General features: G+C 68.0%; 4 protein-coding genes. 2 read left to right on the top strand and 2 right to left on the bottom strand.

From position 1 onward, the window contains the following. Positions 1-165 (bottom strand): SDR family NAD(P)-dependent oxidoreductase (locus GH737_RS14510; RefSeq protein WP_155265475.1); only part of this gene is annotated, 165 nt, incomplete at its 3' end. Positions 166-259: 94 nt separating this feature from the next. Here GH737_RS14510 and GH737_RS14505 point away from each other — a divergent pair. Next, the gene (locus GH737_RS14505; RefSeq protein ID WP_155265474.1) at positions 260-646 is read left to right on the top strand and encodes a carboxymuconolactone decarboxylase family protein; all 387 of its coding nucleotides are present in this window, start codon (positions 260-262) and stop codon (positions 644-646) included. 4 nt (positions 647-650) lie between these two features. Here the strand turns inward: GH737_RS14505 and GH737_RS14500 are convergent, their stop codons facing one another. After that, the gene (locus tag GH737_RS14500) at positions 651-1664 is read right to left on the bottom strand and encodes a LacI family DNA-binding transcriptional regulator (protein ID WP_155265473.1); all 1014 of its coding nucleotides are present in this window, start codon (positions 1662-1664) and stop codon (positions 651-653) included. Between the two features lie 168 nt (positions 1665-1832). Between GH737_RS14500 and GH737_RS14495 the strand changes: the two genes are divergently transcribed. After that, positions 1833-2207: MmgE/PrpD family protein (locus GH737_RS14495; RefSeq protein ID WP_196233226.1), on the top strand; the 375-nt coding region annotated here is incomplete at its 3' end.

The raw sequence follows: 2207 nt of genomic DNA, 5'->3' as shown, positions 1-2207 counted from the left end.
GCCGCCATCGGCGACGATCGCCCGCGCCGTCTCGGTTGCTCCGGCGGAATCCACGTCGGTCACCGCGACGACGGCGCCTTCCCGAGCCAGCGCCCGGGCGACCGCGCGGCCGATCCCGCGTGCCGCTCCAGTGACCAGCGCAACCCGGCCGTCCAGCTTTCCCATCGCCTCACCCAATGCCTGCGCCCGCCGGTTGACGGGGCCCCTCCCCTTGTTACCGGTATCGCAATGGATTTCCAGATCATGGAAGGAGACGATTGTGGCAAATGACAATTTCGACCGCGGGCTCGCCTTGCGCAAGGAAGTGCTCGGCGATGACTATGTCGAGCGCTCGCTGGCATCGGCCGACGATTTCAGCCGGCCGATCCAGGAACTCTCGACCGAATATTGCTGGGGCAGGATCTGGTCCCGGCCGGGCCTTTCGAGGCGCGACCGGAGCCTCCTCAACATCGGCATGATCAGCGCTCTCAACCGCCCGCACGAGCTCAGGCTTCACGTCAAGGCGGCGCTCACCAACGGCCTCACGCGCGACGAGATCCGCGAAGCGCTGCTCCAGGTCGCGGTCTATTGCGGAATACCCGCGGGGCTCGATTCGACCCGGATCGCGCGCGAAGCGTTCGCCGAGCTCGACTCCGCGCCGGGCTGACCGCTCAGGTGCTCGCCCGCTGGACGATCTCGAACCCGAGGTCGACGAACGTGACCGGCATGCTCGCCTGCTCCATCCGGTCGAGAAGCATCTGCGCGCTTCGGTGGCCGATCTCGTAGCGGGCGAGCCGGAGCGACGTGATCGCCGGCCGCACGTGGCGCATCAGCTCGAGGTCGTCGAAGCTCGCGATCGCCAGCCGGCCGGGGACCCGCCAGCGCCTTCGGTCGCATTCGAACAAGGCGCCCGCCGCAAGCACGTCGCCGGCGCAGAACAGGGCGTCGGTGTCGGGGAGCCTGTTGGCGATGCAGGCGATCGCCTCCGTCCCGCCGGCGAAGCCGCGCGAAACGCTGACCACGCGCGAGGGCTCCGTCGCGAGGCCGGTTTCGCGCAGCGCGTCGAGATAGCCGAGCCGGCGCTGGTCGGCCCGCGGATTGGCTGCGAGTCCGGCGAAGGCGATCTTCCTGTAGCCGAGCCGCGCGAGGTGGAGCGTCATCGCCTTCGCCGCGGCCCGGTTCGAATAGCTCACGACCATGTCGATCGGCTCGGCCGGAAAGTCGCCGTTCTCGACCACGGGCGTGTTCGAGCTTCGCAGCATCCGCACCGTCGCCGGCGTGTGGTTGGTCGAATGGAGGATGATTCCGGCGATCCGCTGAGCAACGAAGGCGGCCACGACCTGCTCTTCGTCCTCGGGGTCGTCGGTGCTCTCGGCGACCATCAGGTGGAACCCGATCGGCCTCAGGATGTCCGATATGCCCTTGAGGGTCTGCGCGAAGATCGAATTCTCGAGGCTCGGAAGGACCAGGCCGATCACGTTCGAGCGCTGCGACGACAGGTTGCGCGCAAGCTGGTTGTGGACATAGCCCAGCTCCGCCACGGCATCGAGGACGCGCTTTCTGAGGCCCTCGTTGACCGTGCCCGGCTTGTTCAGCGCGCGCGACACGGTCATCCGCGAAACGCGCGCCCGCTCGGCGACATGGCGCATGGTGATCGCACCGGACCTGGTCTTTGATGCAGGCAAACGCGCCTCCCCCAGCGGAGTGCCGCTCCCGAGCACGGTCGCCGTCGACCGCCGCAGCCCGCTGAATTAAGCGCAACGGCCACCGTCCGCCAATCTTTCTTGTGCCTGTCCCGCCGACTGACTAACGGTTCATGTTACCGGTAACTTGGCGAAGGAGCGGAGGACGGAGTGACGTCGCGGTCGCAGACCATCTCGCAATGGGTCGCCGGCGCGGCCTTCGAGGATCTGCCGAGGCGGATCGTCGAAGTCACGCGCCTGCGCATCCTCGACGTCATCGGCCTGTCGATCGCCGGCCGGTCGACGCAGTTCGGGAAGTCGCTCGCGGATTCGGCCGGCGATCTCTATCCGGGAACCGAGTCGCGCCTGTGGGGAACGGGCGCGCGCTCAAGCGCGCCAGGCGCCGCATTCGTCAACGGAGCGCTGTCCCAGGCGCTCGAATATGACGACACCCACAACGAATCGATCGTTCATATCAGCAGCCCGTCGGTCGCCGCCGCCCTCGCGCTGGCCGACAGGCGCGGCGCCAGCGGCCGCGACCTCGTT

The organism is Sphingomonas segetis (assembly GCF_009720245.1).
Taxonomy (GTDB): Bacteria; Pseudomonadota; Alphaproteobacteria; order Sphingomonadales; family Sphingomonadaceae; genus Sphingomicrobium; species Sphingomicrobium segetis.
Note: the sequence above shows the minus strand (reverse complement) of the source record. Positions and strands in the feature narration are given on the sequence as shown.